The sequence below is a fragment of the Bradyrhizobium sp. LeoB3 genome, from assembly GCF_055456055.1.
In genome coordinates, this window is record NZ_JBVBEF010000043.1 from 1 (window position 1) to 22,496 (window position 22,496).

Consider the following 22,496-nt stretch of genomic DNA (forward strand, 5'->3'; position numbering starts at 1 on the left):
CGTGCACGGGAGAGACGTGGATGGCCGGGTCAAGCCCGGCCATGACGGAGGAGAGGATTGCGCGAATGCGTCCCCCTATCATTCCGGGGCGTCCGAAGGACGAGCTTCGCGCGCCCCGGAATGACGGAGAGAGCCGACTGCGATCTCAACCTGCCTGCATCGCGTGGGCGGCGGCGGTGTGGCGGCGGATCAGGTCGGTGACATCGAGACCGGGGATGGCGCCGTCGATCACAGCCCAGTTGCCACCGACCATCACGCGGTCGGCGCGGTGCGCGCCGCACAGCACCAGCGCGGCGAGCGGGTCGCCATGGCCGGAGAAGCGGAGTTCGTCGAGCTTGAACAGAGCGAGATCGGCGGCCTTGCCGACGGCGATCTCACCAAGCTCAGGACGGCCGACGCAGGCGGCGGAGCCTTTGGTGGCCCAGCGCAGCGCGTCCTTGTGGCTGACGCGATCGACACCATAGCGCGCCCGCTGCACCAGGAAGGCCGCGCGCACCTCCTGCATCAGATTGGAGCCGTCGTTGGAAGCCGAGCCGTCGACGCCAAGGCCAATTCCGACGCCGGCCTCCTCCATCTCGCAGACCGGGCAGCAGCCTGACGCCAGCACCTGATTGCTGCAGGCGCAATGGCTGATGCTGGTCCCCGCCTTGCTCAGTCGCTTCATTTCGCCGGCGTTGAAGTGGATGCCGTGTGCGAGCCAGGTGCGCCTATTGAGCCAGCCGCATTGCTCGAGATAATCGAGCGGCCGGCAGCGATGCATCTGTTCACAGAACCGGTTCTCGTCCTCGGTCTCGGCGAGATGAGTGTGCAGGCGCACATCGAGCTTGTCGGCGAGCTCTGCGGTCTTCTGCATTAGCGAGGTCGTCACCGAGAACGGCGAGCATGGCGCGAGCGCGATCTGCACCATCGCATCCTCGCCGCGTTCGTGATGCTTTGCGACCACGCGCGCGCTGTCGGCCAGAATAATATCCTCATCCTGCACGACGCTATCGGGCGGCAGGCCGCCGTCGCGCACCGACAGATTCATCGAGCCGCGCGTCAGCAGCACGCGCAAGCCGAGCCGTTTTGCGACGGCCACCTCGATATCGACGGCTTCCTCGAGCCCGGCGGGAAACACATAGTGGTGATCGGTCGTCGTGGTGCAGCCCGACAGCAGCAGTTCCGACATTGCAACGGTAACACCGAGCTGAAGCGATTCCGGCGTCAGCTTCGCCCACACCGGATAAAGCGCCTTGAGCCAGGGGAACAGCTCGCGATCGAGTGCGGCCGGAAGTGCCCTCGTGAGCGTCTGGTAGAAGTGATGATGAGTATTGATCAATCCCGGCAGGACAACGTGTTCGCCTGCGTCGAACACCAGCGGCGAAATGGCGGTCGGCTCCTTGCCGCGGCCGACCAATTCGACGATCTTGCCACCCTGAACCACGACGCCGCGTTCGGCGCCTTCGGCTAAGATGGATAGCGGATCCTTGATCCAGGTCGGCTGCGTTTGGTCCATGATCCCACCATCTATCGAGAAGCACCGGCATTTGGCTTCAATGCAAGGACCGTCCCAATTGTGGCCAACGATTGGCGCCGGTCTTGCAAGGCTTCTTAAGTGAGCAAGACTCTTAAGCTAGGATGCATCCTGTTGAAAGCGTCGGCGTATCGATGGACTTGAACACGATTGCGGAAGTCGCCCATCCGAAATCCCGGGCGCAACTGCCTGTTTGGACAGCAGGCGATGCTTGGCTGGCGGGCGGCACGTGGCTGTTCTCGGAGCCGCAGGCGCACTTAAGGCGGCTGATCGATCTCACCGACCTGAAATGGCCGGCGCTGACGATCGGCAACAGCGACTTCACCATCGCCGCCACCTGCACCGTGGCGCAGCTCGACGGCTTTGCCGGCCCGCCGGACTGGATCGCCGCACCGCTGATCAACCAGTGCTGCCGCTCGTTCCTCGCCTCCTTCAAGATCTGGAAGACCGCGACCGTCGGCGGCAATATCTGCATGTCGCTGCCGGCGGGCCCGATGATCTCGCTGACGTCGGCACTCGACGGCATCGCCACGATCTGGCAGGCCGATGGCGGCGAGCGGAAGACTCCCGTCATGGAGTTCGTCACCGGCAATCAGCAGAACCTGCTGCTGCCCGGCGACCTGCTGCGGCAGATCGATATTCCGCTCGCAGCGCTGCGGCGACGGTCGGCGTTTCGCCAGATCTCACTGACGCCGGTCGGCCGCTCGGCGGCGCTCCTGATCGGAAGCATCGACAGCGAGGATGGCTTTGCGCTGACTGTGACCGCCTCGACGATACGGCCGATCAGGCTTTCCTTTGCCACCATCCCGGAGCAGGAGGAATTGCGCGAGACGATCCTGCAGCGCATCCCGGACAATCTGTATCACACCGACATCCACGGCAAACCGATCTGGCGCAAGCACATGACGCTGCGGCTCGCGGAAGAGATCCGCGCTGAACTCAGGGCGCAGCCATGACCTTCGACATCAACGGCAAGATATTCTCGGAAACGCCGCGGACCGGACAATGCCTGCGCACCTTCCTGCGCGACCTCGGGCACTTCGGCGTCAAGAAAGGCTGCGACGCCGGCGATTGCGGCGCCTGCACCGTGCTGCTCGACGGCGAGCCGGTGCATAGCTGCCTGATCCCGGCGTTCCGCGCCGAAGGGCATGCGGTCACCACCATCGAAGGATTTGCGCCTGACGGCGGCACCCATCCGCTGCAGCAGGCCTTCCTCGACGCGCAGGGATTCCAGTGCGGTTTCTGCACCGCCGGCATGATCCTGACCTGCGCGTCGCTGAACCAGGCGCAGCGGCAGGACCTCGGCGCCTCGCTCAAAGGCAATATCTGCCGCTGCACCGGCTATCGCTCGATCGAGGACGCGCTCGACGGCAAGACAAACATAGAGGACGCGGACGCCGGCACGGCTTTCGGCCGTAGCCTTCCGGCGCCGGCCGGACCGCTCGTGGTGCGCGGAGCGGCGCGCTATACGTTCGATACCAAGTTGGAAGGCCTGCTGCACGTCAAGCTGCTGCGCTCGCCGCATCCGCACGCGAAGATCGTCAGGATCGACAAGAGCGCGGCGCTCGCGGTGCCCGGCGTGCACGCCGTGCTGACCCATGAGGATGCGCCAAAGCTTCTGTTCTCGACCGCGCGGCATGAGAAGGACTGGATGGACCCCGAGGACACCCGCGTCCTCGACGACGTCGTCCGCTTCATCGGCCAGAAGGTCGCCGCCGTCGTGGCGGAGACCGAGGCCGCGGCGGAAGAAGGCTGCCGCTGCCTCAAGGTCGACTACGAGCTGCTGCCCGCGGTGTTCGATCCGGCGCAGGCGATTGCGCCGGGGGCTCCGGTCCTCCATGGCGACAAGACAGTCGAACATCGCATCACCAACCCCACGCGCAACCTCGTCGCGGAGACGCATGGCGAATATGGCGACGTTGCGAAGGGCCTCGCCGAGGCCGCCGTCACCTATGAGGGGACGTTCACGACCCAGCGCGTCCAGCATGCCGCGCTGGAGACCCATGGCGGGCTCGCCTGGATCGACACTGAGGGCATCCTCAATGTCCGCTCCAGCACGCAGGTGCCGTTCCTGACACGGCGCGGGCTGTCGCAGATCTTCGCTCTGCCGCCCGATAAGATCAGGGTGTTCTGCGAACGCGTCGGTGGCGGCTTCGGCGGCAAGCAGGAGATGTTCGTCGAGGACATCCTTGCGCTCGCCGCGCTCAAGACCGGACGCCCGGTCAAGCTGGAATTCACCCGCGAGGAGCAGTTCATCGGCACCTCGACGCGGCATCCGATGCGCGTCACGGTCAGGGCCGGCGCCGACAAGGACGGCAAGCTGACCGCACTGCAGCTCGATGTGCTCTCCAACACCGGCGCCTACGGTAACCATGCAGGGCCGGTGCTGTTCCATGCGGTCGCCGAATGCATCAGCGTCTACAACTGCCCGAACAAGAAGGTCGACGCCGCCGTCGCCTACACCAACACGCTGCCGGCCGGCGCCTTCCGCGGCTACGGCCTGCCGCAAAGCCTGTTCGCCGTGGAAGCGGCGATCGACGAACTGGCAAAACAGCTCGGCATCAACCCGTTCGACTTCCGCCGCCGCAACGTCGTCAAGCCCGGCGATCCCATGCTGTCGCCGCCGCCGTCCGAATATCATGACGTGCTCTATGGCTCGTATGGCCTCGATCAGTGCCTCGACCTGGTCGAGCGCGCGATGGCCGAGGACACGCCGCGATATGGATTGTCGGCGGAGTGGCTGGTCGGCGACGGCATGGCGCTGACGATGATCGACACCGTCCCGCCGGCCGGGCACCTCTCCGATTCCAAAATCGCGCTACGCGAGGATGGTGGCTTCGAGCTGACGGTCGGCACCGCCGAGTTCGGCAACGGCACCAGCACGGTGCATCGCCAGATCGCGGCCAGCGCGCTGGCGACGACGGTCGATCGCATCGTCCTGAAGCAATCCGACACCGCGCATGGCGGCCACGACACCGGCGCCTATGGCAGCGCCGGCATCTTCGTCGCCGGGCGCGCGACGCAGCATGCAGCCGAAAATCTCGCGGCCGCGATCAAGGCGTTCGCGGCCGAGATGACTGAAGGCGACGCTGGCTCATGCCTGCTGGACAATGAAACGGTTGTCTGCGGCAAGCGGCGCCTATCCTTTGCCGACCTCGCAAAAGCCGCGAAAGCGCGTGGCAGCATGCTGGAAGCCAGCGGCAGCGCGCATGGCACGCCGCGCTCGGTCGCCTTCAACGTGCAGGGCTTTCGCGTCGCCGTGAACAAGGGCACCGGCGAAGTCAGGATCTTGAAGAGCGTGCAGGCGGCCGACGCCGGCCGCGTCGCCAACCCGATGCAATGCCGCGGCCAGATCGAAGGCGGCGTCGCGCAAGCGCTGGGCGCCACACTTTACGAAGAGCTCGTGATCGACGACGGCGGACGGGTGATCAATCCGAGGTTCCGTGACTATCATTTGCCCTCTTATGCCGACGTGCCGCGCACGGAAGTATTCTTTGCGGAGACGTCGGATGCGGTTGGGCCGATGGGCGCGAAGTCGATGAGCGAGAGTCCATACAACCCCGTCGCCGCCGCACTCGGCAACGCCATCGCCAACGCCACCGGCATCCGCTTCACCAGCGCGCCCTTCAAGCCGGACCGTTTGTTTCCGGCGCTGCATGAGAAGTATGGCGCCGCGTAGGGTGGGCAAAGCGTAGCGTGCCCACCATCACGCGCACCGCTCGCGATGGTGGGCACGCTTACGCCGACGCTCGTGGACGGGTCGCGGCAAGTGAGTCGCTTTGCCCACCCTACGGGAGAGAGCCCCTACCCCCGCCCCACCGTGCACTCGATCTGGCCGTGCGGCTCGTCAGTCGGCAGGACCACCTGGTTGTTGTTGTCGAGCCCGAACGCGGAGAGATTCATCGGGATGAAATGCATGTTCGGGCAGGCCATGCTGATCTCGGAAATCTCCGGCACCGCCGCGAGCGCCGCCTCGCCCATCCGGTAGAGGCTGTCCTGCACACTCCAGCTATAGGTGGTCGAGAACACCTCCAGCAGCGTGTCGAGGATCTTCGCGTTCGTCGCCGGATAGCTCGCGGGCTTGCCAGACCACTTCCATGACGCGACCATGCTGGTCGCGCAGATGCGGTCGTGGGTCTCGGCAAGCGTGGTGTAGGGGTCCTTGACGTAATTCTCCCAGCCCGACTGGGTCGCCTTCATGAAGGCGAAGCCATCGACGCCTGAGGCGAGCGCCAACGGTCCGCCGCGCGTCGCAGTGAGTTCGACGGTCGGCTTGCCGTTGCCGTCGAGCACGAAACTGTGCGGATGCGGCTTGCCACCGAAGCTCAGCCTGTTCCACCTGGTCTCGTGCGAGGTGATGGATACCGACGACACCTGCGGATAGGTGTCGAAATATTTCTGCGCCAGGACCTGGCAGAATTCTTCCGCCGAGAGCCCGGTATTCTCGCGGGCGACGACGTTGACGACGTTCTTGATGGTGTCGGTCGACACCGTGTTGGAATTGTCCGCGTGCGTATAGGTGCGGGCGAAATCGCCCTCGAGCATCGCCTTGATGTTGAGCTGGCTGACCTCGTGCCTGTCGCCATCGCGATGAATGCGCATCACCCGGACGCGGCCCTTGCCGTAGCGGTTGTTGATCAGCGGCACGTCAAAGCCTCCACCAGTAAGTTTTGCGGGCGCGATCGCCCTGTCAGCGTAATAATGAGCAACGTTTGTGCCACCGGGCAAGCTGCAGGCACGGCAACGTGAGTTGGTGTGACCCGCGATCGTTGCCACAATCTGCGCCGTCCTTGCCGTAGCTTTCAGCAGCGGCGCCACGTGTCCAGGTCCTCATCCTGAGGAGACCGCGCAGCGGTCGTCTCGAAGGATGGCCGCGGGAGAGATCAGGGCCTCATGGTTCGAGACGCGCTGCGCGCTCCTCACCATGAGGGGCGACGTCAACTGCCGCGATACGTCGCATAGCTCCAGGGCGTGACCAGGAGCGGGACGTGGAGATGGCCTTCGGGCTCGCTCACGGCAAAGCGAAGCGGGATGCGGTCGAGGAAGGGTGGATCGGAGAGCGGCACTTGCCGGCCGGCGAAATAATCGGCGACGCTGAACAGGAGCTCGTATTTCCCAATCGGCACCGGACGGCCGCCGATCAGCGGCTGATCGGTGCGGCCGTCGGCGTTGGTCACCGTGCGCGTCACCACGCGGCTTGGGCCGAGATCGGACAGCTCGATCAATTCGACCGCGATGCCGGCTGCGGGCTTGCCGCTGTGGGTATCGAGCACATGCGTGGACAGGCGGCCATGTACGGCGAGCCGATCCTCGGCCGTCACGAGCTGATCGAGCCGGAGCGCGGCGATGCGGCAGATCTCCTCGATCGATCGCTGCATCTCGGCCGGCACGTCGTTCGGCAGCCGCCGCTCGAAATCGCGCAGGATCGAATCCCTGGTATGGCGGCGGACAGAGACGATGTAGGGGAATCCGAACTTCGCGCGATAGGCGTTGTTGACGCGCTCGAACGCGTCATATTCAGCATCCGACAACCGGTCGAGGCCGGCGCTGTTCTGCTCGGCATCGGATTCGGCGGTGAGGCCCGCGGCGCGCTGGGTCTTGTCGGCGAGATCGGGATGCGCCTTGATCAGCCCGAGCCGTAGCTCAGCCGGTGCGCGCTCCACCGCGGCCTTCATCGCCGTGAACAACACGTTGATGCCGGCGAACGGCCGCAGCAACGCCACTTCTTCGGCGATCCACGGCGAATGCTCGAAGATGTTGGCAAGCGCTGCGACAAATTCGTCGCGGCTCTTGTTGTTGAGATCGGCGATTGTGATCGACATCCGCCTATCCGATGCTGAAGGCATGTTCGGCGAACTGCTTGTGATGGGCGTACCAATGCTCAGCGATCTGCAGCCGGGTCGGCACCCAGACGCGGTCGTGCTTTCCGACGTAGTCGAGGAAGCGCATCAAGGCCGCCGCGCGGCCGGGGCGGCCGACCAGGCGGCAATGCAGGCCGATTGACATCATCTTCGGCGACGTCTCACCTTCGGCATAGAGCACATCAAAACTGTCCTTCAGATAGTTGAAGAACTGATCGCCGCCGCCAAAGCCCTGCGGGTTGACGAAGCGCATGTCGTTGGCATCGAGGGTGTACGGGATCACCAGATGCGGCTCCAAGCCCGCCGCCTTGATCCAGTAAGGGAGATCGTCGGCATAGGAATCGCAGAGGTAAGCGAGGCCGCCCGCCTCCATCAAGAGCCGGAGCGTATTGATCGAGGACCGCCCGGTGTACCAGCCGAGCGGCCGCGCGCCCGTCGCCTCGGTGTGCACGCGGATCGCTTCCGCGATCTCGGCGCGCTCCTCGCTCTCCGACATGTCCTTGTGCTCGACCCATCTAAGACTGTGGCTCGCGATGTCCCAGCCCGCCTCCTTCATCGCGGAAACGATCTCGAGATTGCGCTTCAATGCCATCGCGACGCCAAACACGGTGGTCGGCAATTTGCGTTCGCCGAACATACGCCAGAGCCGCCAGAAACCGGCGCGCGAGCCATATTCGAACATCGATTCGATGTTGGCATGGCGCTGGCCCGGCCAGGGCTGCGCGCCGAGCACATCCGACAAAAACGCTTCCGAGGCGCTGTCGCCATGCAGGATGTTGTTCTCGCCGCCCTCTTCGAAATTCACCACGAACTGCACGGCGATGCGGGCATTGCCCGGCCATTTCGGATCGGGCGGGTTGCGGCCATAGCCGCGAAGATCGCGCGGATATGCTTCGGTCACTAAACTTCCTCGAAACGAATCTTCTGCGCGCCCTTCCAGAGCACGGTCTTGCCGAAGGTGACGAGGTTCTCGAGCCCCGACGTCAGCGTGATGAAATGGTTGCCGGCGAGCTGGCCCATCTTGCTTGCGAAATGCACGCCGCCATAGGCCAGCAGGATCTCGGTTTCGCTGATGCCGCCGGGATAGAGGATGATCTGGCCGGGCGCCGGATAGCTGGTGTGGTTCTCATAGGAGACGCCAAAGTCGAGATCGCCGAGCGGCATCCAGACCCCCTCGCCGCTCCAGCGGACATGGATCGCCTGGCTCTCGAACGGCATCGCCTTGCGAAACGCTGCAACCGTCTTCGGCGCCAGCGCCTCCTCAAAGCGCGCGTCGAATTTGAAGTCACCGGCATGGACAATCAGTTTGCTCATTGATCTCTTCTCTTGGATCTCTGCTGTTGTGTAGCTGGGAACCGCCTCTTGCTACCGCATTGCAGCGGGGCATCGGAAGCAAGGACCATTCCAGAGGGAGCGTTGGCCTAGTTTCTCCGATCGTACGACCAGCCGAACAGGCCGCTGCGCTGCGTCTCAGGCTCGGGCGGCGGCGCCTCCTTGGCCTCGGCCTGCGGCGGCGGTGCCGGCGGCGCCGGCAGGTTCTCGCATTTCAAGGAGTAGACCAGTTCGCCTTTCGCAGTGCGGCCGATCGGAGCGCAATCGTCCGCCCGCGCGACCGCGCCTTTTGTCGCACCTTTGGTCTCCTTCGGCGCCAGTTGGGTCTGCGCCACGGCCAGCGAGGAGACTGGCGCGGCGAGCAACAGCAACACTGGTAAAAACTTCTTCATCTACCTCACTCGTTGGGAATCATTTGCCTAATTGAACCGGACCGGCACCGGCAGTCCCATGATAGCGCGAACCGCCTGTAATACCTGCTGAATATTTAGCCGTGACCAAGAAATTTGCTCGCCGCTTCGTGATGGACGCAACCGTACTAACCGTCAGCGCACATCGCTATCTCCCTCTTTAGCGCTGAGGTGCGAGCCGCACAGGCCTCGCAGACGAAGCGTAATAAAGCCGGGAGAACCACATGAAGACATTCCTCACCATCTTTGGGTCAGTTTTGATTATTGCGTCATCCGTACAGTTCGCTGCGGCAGCGCAGCAGCGGCATCACTACAAGAAGTCGGACCGCGTCGTGGTGCGCCAGCAGCCGTGTCCCTGCAATTCCTATGCAGCCTGGTCTGCTCCGTCCCCTGAGATGTACGACTACCCGCCGAGCGTCTTCACTGGCGGCTGGTCGGCACCCGCCGGCCGCTGAGCCGATCGAGGCTGAACGCAACGAAGGCCGGCCGCGGACATCGCGGTCGGCCTTTTCGTGTAACATGACCTCGCAACCTTCAGACGGGAGAGAATGATGACGACAGCGACATTGCGCGGTCATGTGGCGCTCGTGACCGGAGGTTCGCGCGGCATCGGTGCCGCGATCGTGCGCGCGCTGGCCGACCAGGGCGCGGCTGTGGCGATCAATTATCGCGAGCGCGCGGGCGACGCGGATGCGCTGGCGAAAGAGATCACGGCCGCGGGAGGAAAGGCGATCGCGATCGGCGCGGACGTCTCACAGGCCGCAGCGGTTGCGGAGCTCGTGCAGCGCGCCAGGGCCGAGCTCGGCCCGATCGACATCCTCGTCAACAATGCCGGCATCGCAATCACGCGCGGGGTCGACGATCTCACCGAAGCCGATTTCGATTCCACCATCGCGGTGAACCTGAAATCGGTGTTCCTGTGCACGCAGGCGGTGCTGCCGGCGATGCGCGCCAAGCAATGGGGCCGCATCGTCAACATCTCCTCGGGAGCGGCACGCGGCGCCGGCGCGATCGGGCCGCACTACAATGCATCGAAGGCCGGCGTCGAGGGATTGACGCGCGGCTATGCCGCACGCCTCGTCAGGGAAGGCATCACCGTCAACGCGGTCGCGCCCTCGCTGATCGAAACCGACATGATGAAGGGCCAGCCAACTCTGGTCGGCCGGATTCCGCTCGGCCGTTTCGGCACCGCCGACGAAGTCGCGCAGGCCGTGATGATGCTGATCGGCAACGCCTACATGACCGGCCAGACCGTCGCCATGAGCGGCGGTATGGCGTTCAACTAGGTCGTAGACCCATGAGCGGCAGCCAACCAGGTACTGCGACGGCAGGATCGAGATCGTAGCGAAGTCCCTTAGCCTCTACCTGGTACGCGCCTCTTTTGCGTTTTGAATTTCCTCGTTTGTAGGCTTGAGCATCGCTTTGAGCTGTTCTTCGAGCGATCGCGGCGAAATTCCGAGCGCGGCAAATCCTGGCCGGCTGCCCGAAGCTGTCGTGTCGATCTGCATGAGCTCAACCTGATTGCGCGTGAGCGGCGGGTGCGGCAGGATCTCACCGAGGCCGGCGACGGCATGCCAGAAAGCAAAGGGTATGCGCACCAGCGCCGGTCGCAATCCTGCGGTGCGCGCAATGGTCCGCAAGAGCTCCTCGTACGAGTAAATGCGCGGACCGGCCAGTTCGTAGATAGGATACGGTCTTTGTGGTTGCCGCAGGACTTGTGCGATCGCCGCGGCGACGTCGTCCACGTGCACCGGCTGAAGCCTCGTCCTGCCGTCGCCGAATAGCGGATAAGCCGGCAACGTCCGAAGCAGCCCAAGAATTGTGGTGAGAAAGGTGTCGTCCGGTGCGAACATGACCGCCGGGCGGATAACGACTGCGCCAGGGAATGCGGCTTGCACGGCCGCCTCACCCTCACCGCGACTACGAATATAGGGCGAGCGCGAGGCGGTGTCGGCGCCTATTCCCGATAGGTGCACAAACCGTTTGGTTCCGGCCCGCCGTGCCGCATTAGCGATCCTGGCGGCCGCTTCGACGTGCACCGAATGATATGTGTCGCCTCCATGCTCGAGGTACAGGCTGATCGCGTTGATGACGCCGTCGGCACCCGCAATTGCAGCCTCTATGGAGCGCTCGTCATGTGCATCGGCGACGATCTGCTCCACGTTGTCACCTTCGGTCCGCGCAGGATGCCGTGAGGCTATGCGCACTGTAACGGCGGAGTCGCTCAAATGCCGCACGACGCGACGACCAACAAAGCCCGTCCCCCCGAACACGGTCACGCGGTTCATGGCCTGGCCCATCCCACGATCCTGTGCGACGCTCTTCATTGACCCGCCGAGCGCCGCGCGCACCACCTCAGCGGCCTGCGCCGGCGAACTGCCTTTGTTGAGATGATGTGAGATCACCTCAATCAATATTTGCGCTGCAGGGCCGACCGCTTGCCACTCGATCCTGGCTTCATCGATCAGCGGCTGCGCTTCACTATAGAGCGCTTGTGCCTGTTCGATGATCGGATGTGCCTTGTTGAAAAGATCGATCAGCGCCCTGGTCGCTGGCAATGACTGTTCAATTTGCTCAAGCTGCGCATCGCTGAGACCGGAAGCGTGACCAATGACCTCAATGAGCAAGTGTTTCAGCATTGCGCACTCTCCTTCCGGCGGCCGCGCTCGCCACCCAAAGTTCCCATGAAGCCGCCGAGTTCTACAAATCGGGCGCAACAATTCTGAAGGGTCTATGAATGCACCGTTCAGTCAACATTGCAAAAACGGAGCTGATAATCTGCAGGAGCATTTTGCCACGACGGACGAGGCACCAAATGAAGCGGCTTCTGATGATCGGACTTGCCTGCTGTGCCTTTGGGCTCGCGCCAACGATGCCGGGGTCGGCTATGCCCGCGGCAACGCCTTATACGCTGGGCGGCGCCGATGGGGCAGTGATTCAGGTCAGAGGCGGCCATGGGCATGGGCATGGGTGGGGCCATCACGGCGGTCGCGGCCACCACTACGGCTGGTATCGGGGCCGCCACCATGGCTGGCGGCATCATCGCCATTGGTGGTGATTTTGACCCGAAGGCCAAAAAGGGGCTGCAGTCGTTGGTGGCCCGCTTTTCCGCTCAATGTCGCAATCAAGGAGGTTCGCAGTTCGGTCGCATCGCTGATAGAACCAGTTGGGAGCCGATGAGCGAACCTTGGTTGCGTGGGAGGAAGGTCATGACGACTTCCATGTTGAAATTCAGGTCAAAGTTCACCGCATGCGCTGCCGTGCTGGCTTGCGCGATGGTCCTGTCGGTCGCGGCATATGCCAGAGGCGGTGGTGGCCACGGCGGCGGTGGCTTTCACGGCGGTGGTGGCTTTCACGGCGGCGGCGGCTTTCGTGGCGGCGGCTTTCACGGCGGTGGCGGCTTTCGTGGTGGCGGCTTCCACGGCGGTGGCGGCTTTCGTGGCGGCGGCTTCCATGGGGGAGGCTTTCGTGGTGGCGGCTTCCACATCGGCGGAAGACACTTCGGTGGCGGCCGTGGATTCGCCGCAAGACCTCATTTTGCCCCGCGGGTAGGCCGTTCGTTTGCGCGGCCGAGCTTCCATGGCGGCCGTTCGTTCAGCCAGCGATCGTTCGCGCCGCACAACAGAACCGCAGCGGTCGGCGCCTCGGCGCTAAGGGCGAGGCCCGTCAACGTGGCGCGGAACGCCAACGCCGTGCGGCGTTCACTGAACGCGCGCCCGATCAACCGGGCGCTGAACAACACCGGCGCGCTACGCGATCCGCGCACCCGCGCGTTCATCACCGCGAGCGTGGCCACGGCGGCGTGGCATGGTGGCAACTGGTCGTGGTGGCGCCACCGCAATGGCGGTTTTGGGTGGGTCGGCCCCTTGTTCTGGCCGTTCGCTTTCTATGACATTTATGATTACGCTTTCTGGGGCTATCCCTATGATGATGCGTTCTGGGGCTATGGCTACCCGGACCTCTATGCCGGCATCTTCGGCCTTTACGGCTACGACGACCTGATGGGCTATGCGGGCTACCTGCCGGGCCATGCCAACCGGCGCGGAGGCAACCTCGACACCTATGCCTATGCGCCGTCGAACGGCCGGACCAATCTCGCGCAAATGTGCGGCGACGATAGCCGCGTGATCGCTGGGCTGCCGATCGAGGCATTCCAGAATGCAATCCAGCCGAACGAGGCACAGCGCGCCGCGCTCGACGAACTCGCCAACGCTTCGGAAAAGGCCGCTGCAGGCCTCAAGGCCTCCTGCCCCACCGACGTTGCGCTCACGGCCCCAAGCCGGCTTGCTGCGATGCAGCAGCGCATCGAGGCGATGATCGTCGCGGTGCAGACCGTGCAAGGGCCGCTCGATAAGTTCTACGGCCTCCTGAGCGATGAGCAGAAGGCGCAGATCAACGCACTTTCCATTACGCGCCAGCGTCCGGGCCGGACCGCGGCGAGAGCCGGCCCGGCTGGACCAGCCTGCGATGTGACGCAACCGACGCTGAGCGAGTGGCCGACCGCCACAATCGAGCAATCGGTCAGGCCGACCGACCAGCAGCGCCGATATCTTGACGCGCTTCAGGGCGCCGCTGCCCAGGCCGCGGACACGCTGAAGGCATCGTGTCAGATCCGGCCGGAGGACGCGCTGACGCCGCCGGCACGCCTCATAGCCGTCGGCCAGCGGCTCGACACGATGCTGCAGGCGGTGAAGACCGTGCGCAAGGCGATGGATGACTTCTATGGATCGCTAACCGACGAGCAGAAAGCGGCCTTCGACGCGATTGGTCCGCAGCAGGCTGGCGGGCGCCGACACGTCCGCGGGCGGGCGTCGGCGGACGACACGCGGTGGGGTCGCCTAGGATAAGTCTCCGCGCCTCGCGGACGTAGCCTTCGTCCGCGTCACGCCGAGGGTTTATGGGTACGCGACCCAGCGAGACGGATGCGATAGCTCAGCGATCGGCTCGCACCGGGCGCGATCTGCATCAGGCCGGGCTTGCCTGTGAACTCACCGTCAAAATCCACCGGGCTGGCATAGCCGTGCCACGGCTCGATGCACAGGAACGGCACGCCGCCGGGCTTTGACCAGATGCCGAGTTCGCGGAAGCCGTCCCACGCAACTTCGATCGACGGCCCACGATCGGCGGCATAGCGCACCGAGGTGCTGGCGAGCTGGTCGAGGATCACAGCGTCATCGTCGAACAGCCCCTCGGAGAGTGCGAGCGTTCCGCCTTTGACCGGGGATGGCTGCGCGTCCGGCCGCATCAGACCGCCCTCGAGCCGGCGGATCGGCGCGGGCTCGTCATCCGGGAAGGTCAGCGTGTAGGCTTGCTTCGCAAGGCCCGGAAGCAGGGGCCAGCCGAACGCGGGGTGTCCGCCGAGCGACGCCGGCAGCGTCTCGTTGCCGGGGTTGGCGATCTCGAACGTCACCTCCAGATCGGCGCCCCGTGCCGCGTACGTCACCTCCAGGCGGAAGGCGAAGGGATAGCCGGCGCGGGTCGCATCATTGTCCACGAGCACCAGCTTGCAGGACGCGTCCTCACGCGAGACCCATTCAAACCGCTGATCGCGCGCAAAACCGTGCTGCGTCATGGGGTAGGTCTTTCCCCGGTGGCGCAGCTCGTCGTTCTTCAGCCGCCCGACAATGGGAAACAACAGCGGCGCATGTCGCGGCCATTCCGGCCCGGCCTGCCACAACAGCTCGAGCCCGTCCGCACTCTTCAGCGAACAAAGCTCGGCGCCGGCGGCCTTGATCGTCGCGGTAATCGCGTCGCTGCGGATGATGTGGGTGTCCGTGCTCATGTCTGACCTCGCGGGAAAGCGCGCCAATCCCTGTATATTTTTTGGGCTGACGATGTCGAGACTTTCATCTTGCCGCGACAATCGCGGTTATGTGAGCCTCCCCGGAAAGCCGCTGTTCGGAAGCGAATTTGCGGCTGTTCCGATGCGAGCACAGCTCGTTCCAAGAAAGTCAGGTCATGTTCAAACGGCTGTTGTTTGCCTTCCTCCTTACCACCGCTAGCGTCGGTACCGCGATGGCGCAGGAATCGCCAAGGATGGGCGGCGTGATCAACACCGTGATCCAGCCTGAACCGCCCGGCCTGATGCTGGCGATGATCCAGAACGGCCCGACCCAGATGGTGTCAGGCAATATCTTCGAGGGGTTATTGCGCTACAGCCCGAAGCTGGAGCCGCTGCCCGGCCTCGCGGAAAGCTGGACGGTCAGCCCGGACGCCAAGGTCTACACCTTCAAGCTCAAGCCTGATGTGACCTGGCATGACGGCAAGCCGTTCACCTCGGCCGACGTGCTGTTCTCGATCGACATGTTGAAACAGACCCATGCGCGCGCCCGCAACAATCTGTTGCAGGTGGAGAAGGTCGAGGCGCCCGACGACCTCACCGTGGTGTTCACGCTCAAGGAACCGTTCGGACCGTTCCTCGGCATTTTCGAGGTCGGCTCGATGCCGATGATCCCGAAGCATCTTTATGCGGGCACCGACTTCAAGACCAACGCTTACAACAATGCGCCTGTTGGCACCGGTCCTTTCATGTTCAAGGAATGGAAGAAGGGCTCGTACATTCGTCTCGTGAAGAACCCAAACTACCACGAGAAGGGCAAGCCCTATCTCGATGAGATCTATTGGCAAATCATTCCCGACGCCGCGGCGCGTTCGGTGGCGTATGAGACCGGAAAGGTCGACGTATTGCCCGGCGGCTCCGTGGAGAATTTCGACGTGCCGCGCCTGTCGAAGCTCAAGGACACCTGCGTGACCGGCGCCGGCTGGGAGTTCTTCAGCCCGCTCGCCTGGCTGTGGCTCAACAACCGCCAGGGTCCGACCGCGAACAAGAAGGTGCGTCAGGCGATCCTGTATGCGATCGACCGCAACTTCGCCAAGGACGTGATCTGGAACGGGCTCGGCAAGGTCGCGACCGGCCCGTCGTCCTCGGCCGTCAAGTTCTACACCGACGACGTGCCGAAATACGACTTCAACCCGGCCAAGGCCAAGGCGCTGCTCAAGGAAGCCGGCTACAATGGCGAGAAGGTCCGCCTGCTGCCGCTTGCCTATGGCGAGACCTGGCAACGCTGGGGCGAAGCCGTGAAGCAGAACCTGCAGGACGTCGGCATGAACATCGAGATGATCGCGACCGACGTGCCCGGCGGCAACCAGAAGATCAGCGATTGGGACTACGACATCGCCTTCACCTATCTCTATCAGTACGGCGATCCGGCGCTCGGCGTCGGCCGCAACTACGTCTCCAGCGCCATCGCCAAGGGCCAGATGTTCAACAATGTCGAGGGGTACTCGAACCCCGAGATCGACAAGCTGTTCGCCGAAGGCGCGATCGCAACGCCCGACTCCAAGCGCAAGGAGATCTACGAGAAGGCGCAGAAGATCCTGGTCGAGGACGCGCCGGTTGCCTGGATGCTGGAATTGCAGTTTCCGACCATCACGCGCTGCAAGGTGAAAAACCTCATCACGACAGCGATCGGCGTCAATGACGGCTTTCGCGACGCCTGGATCGAAAAATAGCGATCTCGAATGATATCATGTCAAATCGCGTCCGCGATGGATACTGTGCTCCCTCTCCCGCTTGCGGGGGAAGGCTAGCTGGGTCGGGGGCATCTTCGCGTATTCACACTGTCCGATCGTGGGAAAGAGCCAACCCGCAATAGCCTATGGCGACGCCGCTAATGGCCTGAATTTACTTCCGCTTTCGGCGGCACAGCGGACATGGCCGGGCTGGCTGCTATCTCGCGCGAATGACCCGGACCGGACAGCGGGCGCAAGTGAACGGCGTATGTTCATGCCCCTCGGCCTCTTCCCGAAGCTCCAATCGAGGGGCTAAAGTGCCTTTGCTTGGAAGCGGGTATGCGACGGTGTGAGTTTTTGACCCCTGCGGTCGTCAAAGGGTCTGGCGCGTGACCGACGGGCGCGCACCAAGGGCGATGCGAATGGAGGAAACGATTGCTGCGAATGCTCCACCTCGCGAAATGCGCCCCTGCGTTTTTGGCGTGTGGTGCCTTGTTGGTGATTCTGCCTCTGGGGATGACTACCGCTTGCGCGCAGTTGCGCGGCCATGGCGGGCCGGTGCGCGCATTGGCGATTTCGTCTGACGGACAAACCGCGATCTCAGGAAGCTTCGATTCAACCGCAATCCGCTGGTCGCTGACTCGCAACGCGGCCGAACAGGTGCTGCGGTTCCATGCCGACGCCGTCAATGCAGTCGTGCTGCTGGGGGACGGGCGCACCGTGACCGCAGGCGCCGACGGGCGCATTGCAATCTGGAGTCTCGGCAAGGCGGAGCCCGATTCCGTTTTGGAAGGCCATACGGCGCCGATCGCCGCGCTCGCGCTATCGCCCGACGGCACAACACTGGCTTCCGCGTCGTGGGATCATACGGTTCGGTTGTGGCCGCTCGCGGGCGGTGCGGCGCGTGTGCTCGAAGGGCAAACTCAGAACGTCAATGGCGTTGCATTCGCTCCGGACGGTCGCACAGTGGTCAGCGTGAGCTACGATCAGAGCGTGCGCATCTGGCCGTTCGCCGGCGAGACGCCGACCGTTGTTGCAATGCCGAGCCCGCTCAACGCTGTGGCAATCGGCAGCAATGGCGAAATCGCGACCGGCGGCGCTGATGGTAAGCTATATTTTCTGACGGGAGCCGGCGCGGCTGCAGGTGAGATCGCAGCCGGCCCGAGACCGGTGACCTCGATTGCGATCTCGCCGGACGGCGCGCTGATGGCTGCCGCGAGCGTTGGCGGATCGGTCGCAGTGATCGATCGCAAGGCGCGCACTCTGGCGCGCAAACTGGCCGGTCCCGAGCTGCCGGTCTGGTCGGTCGCGTTTATGCCGGACAGCCGCACCCTGCTCACCGGTGGCGCCGACAACATCATCCGCCGCTGGAACGTGGTGACGGGAGATCCCATCGATCCACTTCTCCTGGAGACGACGGGAGATCCGCTGGCCGCCTATGCCGGCGACCATGGTGCGGAGGTGTTTCGTGCCTGTGTCGCCTGCCATACCCTTGGCGGCGAGCAAGCCAACAGGGCGGGCCCAACCCTGTCCGGCATCTTCGGCCGACGGATCGCAACCGTGCCGGGCTATAATTTTTCCGAAGCGCTCAAGCGCCTCGATATTGTCTGGACGCCGGAGACGGTTTCCAGATTGTTCGAGATCGGACCTTCGGCCTACACCCCCGGCACCAAGATGCCCGAGCAGCGCATTGGCTCGGCCCAGGACCGCGCCGCACTGGTGCAATTTCTCGAGCGCGCGACAAAGAGATAGATGCTTGATAGGATATGTGGAGATTACAGTACGATGAACGCCTGCAAATCATCGCTCTGCCGGATTTCCGCTGTTCAGCCCCATCGCGGTCGGCGACGCCATATTCCAATGATGAGTTGGCAGCCTTCGAGAATCATAACCGACATGAGCAAACGCGGCGATGACTAAACACCACCCTGCCATCGCACACACCTGCGAACCGCGTCCTTGCCACGCATACGCCGTTGACTCAGGTCCTGCCCGGTAGGTGTGAAAGAGCTGTTCGAGTGTTGTCTCAGCTTCGGGAGCGCTGGTCGATTCTCGGATGAAAGATCAATGGCGGTTGGTCCGTAGAGAGGCGGCTCCAAATAACCGCCTCTCTCGCTGCGTCTATAAACAGCGCTCAACGCGCACAGCGGCCGCCACACCCTCAACCACCCTTGCCTCACCCCAAGGGGCTGTCATCCCAGCCTGAGGTGAAGGCAAGACGAAGATGGACGACGAGAGACCAGATGCTATTGATTCACGATGTTACCGGTCGCGTTGAAGTCCTTCTTCTTATCATATCCGGAGTCGCGTAGATTTCGGAAATACAGGTCGCGGTCTTGGCTGCTCATACCGCCCTGCCAGCCGACCGGATACGGACCCGCAAATGCGTTCCGGTACATCGGACGCGCAGAGTACGGGGCACCGTAAGCGCCTGAATAGTAGGGGCCACCTCCATAGTAGCCTGCCCCTGTGTAGTAAGGGCCGCCTCCCCATCCCCAGGAGGGTGAGGTGGCACCGACCGCCGCAGCCGTTCCGACTGCCGCAGCCGTTCCGACCGCCGCGGCGCCTGCAATACCAGCACCGTATGCGGCCCGGCGCGTTTGCCGACGCGCAACACCCGCAGCGCTCACGGGCGTCAACGGGCGGCCGACCCGTGCCTGGGCGCTCTCAACCGACAGCGTCACGCCGCGCTGTTCAGACCAGTTGAATGAAAGCAGCGCCGCACAGGCGAAGGCCGGGATCGCAATGGCAACTTTTGTCACAGTGGTCTGCGTCATATTGCTTCCTCCATTTTTTCTGCCCCATTTTTTCGACGTCTTGTGGTTGGCACGCATTGGGCGGGTCAGAGAGATTGCCCGCACAGAGTTGAAGCAATGAAAGTTCAACTGGAAAAGGTTGTACTCGACGGGATGAGCCGGCATCGGCGTAAATCTCTGCATGTTGGTACGGCAACAGCAGACTACTTGCAGGACCGCCATCATATGCTTCTGCGCTTCAGAAATCCGGCGAAAAAACTGACAGTGAGACTGTCATACTTCGAGCCTTGTTGAAGTTTCGAGGTACTTCTTCGGACCGTGAGCCATCTCAGAACTTTGCGGAAAGACATCCTGAAGTTTGAAGATACCCAAAGACACGTCGTCGTTCCGGATGTTTGTGTCGTCTCGCGCCAATGTGATGCAGGCGGCTAACGCACCGCGCGACACTGTTCGCAGGTGCGACGCATTGCTGCTTGATCTGGCGCAATGTCTATTTGACAGCCTGCCGTCAAAAACCATTTGATCGAGGCAGGAACCGCCGGACGAGGATTCGCGGGTCCTCATCCGGGACGTGAGCCACTTATGAAGCGATCGGAAAGGTCCGCGAAGGAGCGTATTTTCCGCCCCAAGAGGACCCGTGCACGGCTGAGCGGAGAGATGCCCTGCGCGACCGTGTTTCATCTCGTGGGTTCCGCCTGCCTCCAAGATGTCAAGGCTCACCATCGCGGCGCCCGCAACGGCGATACCGTCGCCGTGCATCAGACGCGTGTGGCGCTGACCCGTTTTCGCGCGGCGATCGCTTTCTTTGAGCCCATGGTGCAGGATTCCGAATGGCCGCGCCTGAAGTCCGAATTGAAATGGCTTAACGGATATCTTGGCGCCACGCGCGACCTTGATGTCGCGATCGGGAACGCTCCCCGCGAACGGCTGTTCAGGACAGCCCGGGCCGAGAGCCAGCGCCAGTTGAGACGGGCGCTGGCATCAGATCGCTATCGCCGCTGGTTCAAGGATATGGTCGATTGGGTCAACCATGGCCCATGGTCTCATATGAGCGAGCACCGCCTGGTGCGGCTCCGCGCATCGCCGGCCTCCGAGTACCACGCGCGCCGGCTCGCCGGCTGGCATGAAAAGCTCGTCAAGAAGAGCCGCGGCCTGCAGGGAATGAGCGGGCGCAAGCAGCACCGCGTTCGCCTGGCCAGCAAACGGCTGCGCTATGCGATCGAGTTCTCCGAAGACGTGTTGGCGAAGAAGGACTTCGCCCGGTGGCGCGCGATCGTAAAGCAGCTACGCAAGGCGCAGCAGATTCTCGGCGAACTGCACGACGCCGAGGCTGCGCGGGCGCTCGTGGCAGGCCTGCAACAGCGCATCAGGACGAGCCCTGCGGGCCGCCAGCGAAAACCGCTCGAACTGCTGGACAAGAAGCAAAAACAGCGGCTGCTGCGGCGCGCTGCGGTCGCATACCGGAGGATTGCAACCTAAAGTTTCGGTTCTGATTGAATCAAAACCGAAGCTCTAGATTCTAGTTTTGACGCGTGTTCTTCACGCGAACCGGTATCCACGTCGCTCGAAAACGCTCTGGACGGGATTCTGCGGTCAACCCCGTATTTGTCCGGGCAGGATTGTTGATCGAGCGCATTTTCTTGCCCTGCTCGATTCGGCTAGTTTGCATTCAAGAAACTCGCATTTCTCCTGGTTGACACCATGCCCGACGGTTCTTCGACGGCCCATCTCTATCGCCCCAAGCTCATGACCGCCCTGGGCGAGGGCTACAGCCTCGACAAACTCCGCCAGGATGCCGTTGCGGGCCTCACCGTGGCCGTAGTCGCGCTGCCGCTCTCGATGGCGATCGCGGTGGCCTCCGGCGTGACCCCAGAACGGGGGCTTTTCACCGCCATCGTCGGCGGTTTTCTGGTTTCGGCGCTCGGCGGAAGCCGGTTTCAGATCGGCGGACCGGCAGGCGCTTTCATCGTGCTGGTGGCGGCGACCGTCGCTCAGCTGGGCGTCAACGGCCTGTTGCTTACCGTGCTGGTGTCCGGCGTGATGCTGACCCTGGTCGGCGCGACCGGTCTCGGCTCGCTGATCCGTTACATGCCGCATCCCGTGACCGTCGGCTTCACCTGCGGAATCGCGGTGACCATTTTTGCGAGCCAGATCACGGACCTGTTCGGACTGACGCTCGCCGGTCCCGAGCCGGGGCCCCTGCTCGCAAAGCTGATTGTGCTTGGCCGTGCGCTTCCGACCCTGAATTGGGCCGCACTCGGCGTTGGTGCCGGGACGGCGGCGATCATCTTCGCGGTGCGGCAGTGGCGGCCGACCTGGCCGGGAATGCTGATCGCCATTGCGATCGCCTCGGTCGTGGCGCTGGTGCTGCAACTGCCGGTCGAGACCATCGGCACCCGTTTCGGTGAAATCCCCCACAGCCTGCCGGCGCCGCAGGTGCCTGATATCTCCTACGACCTTCTGCTGAAGGTCTTGCCGGCGGCGTTCTCGTTCACGTTGCTCGGCGGCGTCGAGAGCCTGCTGTCGGCAAAAGTCGCCGACAGCATGACCGGTCGCAGGCACCGTTCCAACATGGAGCTAGTCGCACAAGGCATTGCCAACATCGCCTCCGCCTTGTTCGGCGGCATCAGCGTCACCGGCACCATCGCGCGCACGGCAACCAATATCCGCGCCGGCGGCCGCAGCCCGCTCTCCGGGATGCTGCATTCCGTTTATCTGCTGCTGTTCATGCTCGTTGCCGCGCCCCTGGCGCGCTACATCCCGCTCGCGGCCCTTGCCGGCGTGCTGGTCGTGGTGTGCTGGTACATGGCGGAGAAGGAGGAGTTCGTCCGCCTGGTGAAGGACTGGCGCAGCGGCGTGGTGCTGGTGCCGACCTTCGCACTGACGATCTTCAAGGATCTCACCTTCGGCATCGTCGCCGGATGTATCCTCGCCGTCGTCTTCGCGCGGCTCGGAAATCCGCAGAAGCCGGAGGACGCGTAGAGCGCGGTTCCGAACTCCCCGTCATTGCGAGCGAAGCGAAGCAATCCACCTCTCCGCTTGTTGCGGCATGGATTGCTTCGTCGCTTCGCTCCTCGCAATGACGGGCAATCAGCCCAAGCGCATGCCAAAA

At 63.5% G+C, this 22,496-nt stretch carries 18 protein-coding genes; 9 read left to right on the top strand and 9 right to left on the bottom strand.

The features are described from left to right. Window positions 1–145 precede the first annotated feature (145 nt). On the bottom strand, window positions 146–1,495 hold the full coding sequence (locus ACZXDY_RS25035; RefSeq protein ID WP_028164382.1) for an 8-oxoguanine deaminase: 1,350 nt from the start codon (window positions 1,493–1,495) through the stop codon (window positions 146–148). A 152-nt stretch (window positions 1,496–1,647) separates the two neighbouring features. Between ACZXDY_RS25035 and ACZXDY_RS25040 the strand changes: the two genes are divergently transcribed. Together ACZXDY_RS25040 and ACZXDY_RS25045 are read left to right on the top strand one after the other, a co-directional pair. Then, entirely contained in the window at window positions 1,648–2,469 is an 822-nt protein-coding gene (locus ACZXDY_RS25040; protein WP_464347317.1) for an FAD binding domain-containing protein, read from the top strand. Further along, complete coding sequence (locus ACZXDY_RS25045; RefSeq protein ID WP_464347318.1) at window positions 2,466–5,192, top strand: molybdopterin-dependent oxidoreductase; 2,727 nt, start codon at window positions 2,466–2,468, stop codon at window positions 5,190–5,192. The genes ACZXDY_RS25040 and ACZXDY_RS25045 overlap by 4 nt, the downstream gene beginning before the upstream one ends. A 125-nt stretch (window positions 5,193–5,317) precedes the next feature. On the opposite strand, the gene pucL is transcribed toward ACZXDY_RS25045, so the two are convergent. The 5 genes from pucL to ACZXDY_RS25070 all read right to left on the bottom strand — a co-directional run bounded on the left by pucL (window position 5,318) and on the right by ACZXDY_RS25070 (window position 9,098). Then, complete coding sequence (pucL, locus tag ACZXDY_RS25050) at window positions 5,318–6,160, bottom strand: factor-independent urate hydroxylase (protein WP_464347319.1); 843 nt, start codon at window positions 6,158–6,160, stop codon at window positions 5,318–5,320. A gap of 290 nt (window positions 6,161–6,450) precedes the next feature. Beyond that, window positions 6,451–7,335 carry a 2-oxo-4-hydroxy-4-carboxy-5-ureidoimidazoline decarboxylase gene (gene uraD, locus ACZXDY_RS25055; protein ID WP_464347320.1) on the bottom strand — a complete coding sequence of 295 codons (885 nt, stop codon included), beginning with the start codon at window positions 7,333–7,335 and terminating at the stop codon, window positions 6,451–6,453. A 4-nt stretch (window positions 7,336–7,339) separates the two neighbouring features. Continuing rightward, entirely contained in the window at window positions 7,340–8,275 is a 936-nt protein-coding gene (puuE, locus tag ACZXDY_RS25060; RefSeq protein WP_464347321.1) for an allantoinase PuuE, read from the bottom strand. Then, window positions 8,275–8,688 carry a DUF3830 family protein gene (locus ACZXDY_RS25065; RefSeq protein WP_027579045.1) on the bottom strand — a complete coding sequence of 138 codons (414 nt, stop codon included), beginning with the start codon at window positions 8,686–8,688 and terminating at the stop codon, window positions 8,275–8,277. Before ACZXDY_RS25065 ends, puuE begins: the two co-directional genes overlap by 1 nt. 107 nt (window positions 8,689–8,795) lie before the next feature. Then, window positions 8,796–9,098: a hypothetical protein gene (locus ACZXDY_RS25070; protein ID WP_464347322.1), complete on the bottom strand. Its 303-nt coding sequence runs from the start codon at window positions 9,096–9,098 to the stop codon at window positions 8,796–8,798. A gap of 242 nt (window positions 9,099–9,340) precedes the next feature. Here ACZXDY_RS25070 and ACZXDY_RS25075 point away from each other — a divergent pair, with 242 nt between their 5' ends. Both ACZXDY_RS25075 and ACZXDY_RS25080 read left to right on the top strand, forming a co-directional pair. Next, window positions 9,341–9,571 (top strand): hypothetical protein, encoded by a 231-nt coding sequence (locus ACZXDY_RS25075; RefSeq protein ID WP_155255220.1) that lies wholly within the window; start codon window positions 9,341–9,343, stop codon window positions 9,569–9,571. Between the two features lie 96 nt (window positions 9,572–9,667). Then, window positions 9,668–10,402, top strand: a complete 735-nt coding sequence (locus ACZXDY_RS25080) for an SDR family NAD(P)-dependent oxidoreductase (protein ID WP_464347323.1) — start codon at window positions 9,668–9,670, stop codon at window positions 10,400–10,402. Between the two features lie 75 nt (window positions 10,403–10,477). Here ACZXDY_RS25080 and ACZXDY_RS25085 read toward each other — a convergent pair whose 3' ends face one another. Then, a complete protein-coding gene (locus ACZXDY_RS25085; RefSeq protein WP_464347324.1) occupies window positions 10,478–11,755 on the bottom strand; it encodes a complex I NDUFA9 subunit family protein in 1,278 nt (425 codons plus the stop codon). A 570-nt stretch (window positions 11,756–12,325) separates the two neighbouring features. On the opposite strand from ACZXDY_RS25085, the gene ACZXDY_RS25090 reads away from it, so the two are divergent. Continuing rightward, window positions 12,326–13,963 (top strand): Spy/CpxP family protein refolding chaperone, encoded by a 1,638-nt coding sequence (locus ACZXDY_RS25090; RefSeq protein ID WP_464347325.1) that lies wholly within the window; start codon window positions 12,326–12,328, stop codon window positions 13,961–13,963. A gap of 35 nt (window positions 13,964–13,998) precedes the next feature. Here ACZXDY_RS25090 and ACZXDY_RS25095 read toward each other — a convergent pair whose 3' ends face one another. After that, window positions 13,999–14,898, bottom strand: coding sequence for an aldose 1-epimerase family protein (locus ACZXDY_RS25095; protein ID WP_464347326.1), 900 nt, complete (start codon window positions 14,896–14,898; stop codon window positions 13,999–14,001). A gap of 176 nt (window positions 14,899–15,074) precedes the next feature. Between ACZXDY_RS25095 and ACZXDY_RS25100 the strand changes: the two genes are divergently transcribed. Both ACZXDY_RS25100 and ACZXDY_RS25105 read left to right on the top strand, forming a co-directional pair. After that, entirely contained in the window at window positions 15,075–16,628 is a 1,554-nt protein-coding gene (locus ACZXDY_RS25100; RefSeq protein ID WP_464347327.1) for an ABC transporter substrate-binding protein, read from the top strand. A gap of 516 nt (window positions 16,629–17,144) precedes the next feature. Next, on the top strand, window positions 17,145–18,380 hold the full coding sequence (locus ACZXDY_RS25105; RefSeq protein ID WP_464347328.1) for a c-type cytochrome: 1,236 nt from the start codon (window positions 17,145–17,147) through the stop codon (window positions 18,378–18,380). A gap of 494 nt (window positions 18,381–18,874) precedes the next feature. Here the strand turns inward: ACZXDY_RS25105 and ACZXDY_RS25110 are convergent, their stop codons facing one another. Continuing rightward, window positions 18,875–19,609 carry a hypothetical protein gene (locus ACZXDY_RS25110; protein WP_464347329.1) on the bottom strand — a complete coding sequence of 245 codons (735 nt, stop codon included), beginning with the start codon at window positions 19,607–19,609 and terminating at the stop codon, window positions 18,875–18,877. A 432-nt stretch (window positions 19,610–20,041) separates the two neighbouring features. Between ACZXDY_RS25110 and ACZXDY_RS25115 the strand changes: the two genes are divergently transcribed. Then, window positions 20,042–20,863: a CHAD domain-containing protein gene (locus tag ACZXDY_RS25115; RefSeq protein ID WP_464347330.1), complete on the top strand. Its 822-nt coding sequence runs from the start codon at window positions 20,042–20,044 to the stop codon at window positions 20,861–20,863. 222 nt (window positions 20,864–21,085) lie between these two features. Further along, window positions 21,086–22,366, top strand: a complete 1,281-nt coding sequence (locus tag ACZXDY_RS25120; RefSeq protein WP_028165687.1) for a SulP family inorganic anion transporter — start codon at window positions 21,086–21,088, stop codon at window positions 22,364–22,366. Window positions 22,367–22,496 lie beyond the last annotated feature (130 nt).